The 1,390-nt window shown below is 79.0% G+C and carries 1 pseudogene; it reads right to left on the reverse strand.

The annotated features are described in order from the left end of the window. Nucleotides 1-1,330: pseudogene (locus NWP09_RS12855) on the reverse strand (hypothetical protein); the annotation flags it as partial. Nucleotides 1,331-1,390: the final 60 nt, after the last annotated feature.

Genomic DNA, 1,390 nt, shown 5'->3' on the forward strand with positions numbered 1-1,390 from the left:
ACGCGGCCCACAGCACGCGGTCGGCGCCCGCCGGGTCGTCGCCGCTCAGCAGCGCGCGCGCGTCCGCGATCATGCGGGCGAGCCGGCGCGCGGCGCCGGCTCCCGCTCGCGCGCCCTGGAGGCCCTCGAGCCGCTGGGGGTCGGCGATCGCGTCGCGCACGAGCTCGGCACCCGCGACGTGCACGGCGCCGCCGGCCGCGACGATGCGGTGCCGCAGCGCGCGCTTGAGCCGCCGCACCGCGAGCGCGTCGAGCCCGAGCAGCTCGCTGCGCAGCAGCTGCTCGGCGAGCTCGGCGGTCAGCTCGCGCCTGCCGGTCGCGACCGCGAGCACGCTCACGAGCGCGTCGACGACCTCGACCTCGCGCAGCCGCGTCGGGCCGCCGGAGGCGACGGGCACCTCGAGGGCCGACAGCAGCGCGCCGAGCTCGGCCGCCGCTCGACCCGTGCGCGCGATGACCGCGATCTCGTCGTGCGGGACGCCGTGCGAGCGCCGCTCGTGGATGAGCCGCGCGATGCGGCGCGCCTGCTCGTCGAGCGACTGCGCGCGGTGCAGCTCGAGCACGTCGTGACCGGGCTCCGTGCGAGATGCGGCGCGCCGGTGGGACGCGCCACCTGCTGTGCCGATGCCCTGCGACGAGGCGGCGAGGAACGCCCGGATGCGCTCGCCGTGCCGGTGGTCGATCGCGAGCTCGAGGCGATGGCCGGGCTCGTGGGCGAAGCCGAGCCGCCGCGGCAGCGCCGCGAGCAGCGCGGGATCCGCGCCGCGGAAGCCCCCGGTCGTCGTGTCGGGGTCGCCGAACGCGATCACGCGCGCGCCCCGCGCGCGCAGCGCCTCGAGGACGACGACCGCGCCCTCGGTGAGCTCCTGCCCGTCGTCGACGAGCACGAGCTCGGGCAGCGGCACGGACGTCTCGCGGATGGCGCTCGCGGCGCGGCGCAGCAGCGACGCGGCGGTCATCGCCTCGGCGCCGCGCCGCTCGAGGCGCTGCAGCCGCTCCATCTCGGCGAGGAACTCGGCAGCGGCGACCCACTCGGGCATCCCCCTGGCCGCCCCGAGCGCGGCGAGCTCCGACGCGTCCATGCCCCGCTCCTGCGCCGCGGCGAGCAGCTCGCGGAGCTCGGCGCGGAAGCCCGCCTGCTCGCGCACCTCGGGCCCGAGGTGCGCGGGCCACGCGGGGCCGCGCGCGTCGCCGGAGGCGGCGTCATCGGCGTGGCCGGCGAGCATCGCGGCGATGATGCGGTCCTGCTCGGCCCCCGAGAGCAGCTGGGGCGCGGGTCGCTCGTCGGCGAGCGCCGCGGCCGTGAGCAGCGCGTGCGCGAAGGAGGGCATCGAGCGTGCGAGCGGGCCAGGCGTCACGGTCGCCGCGCGGCGCGCGAGCCGGTCGCGGAG

Origin of the sequence: Agrococcus sp. HG114 (genome assembly GCF_024723325.1) — a bacterium.
Classification (GTDB): Bacteria; Actinomycetota; Actinomycetes; order Actinomycetales; family Microbacteriaceae; genus Agrococcus.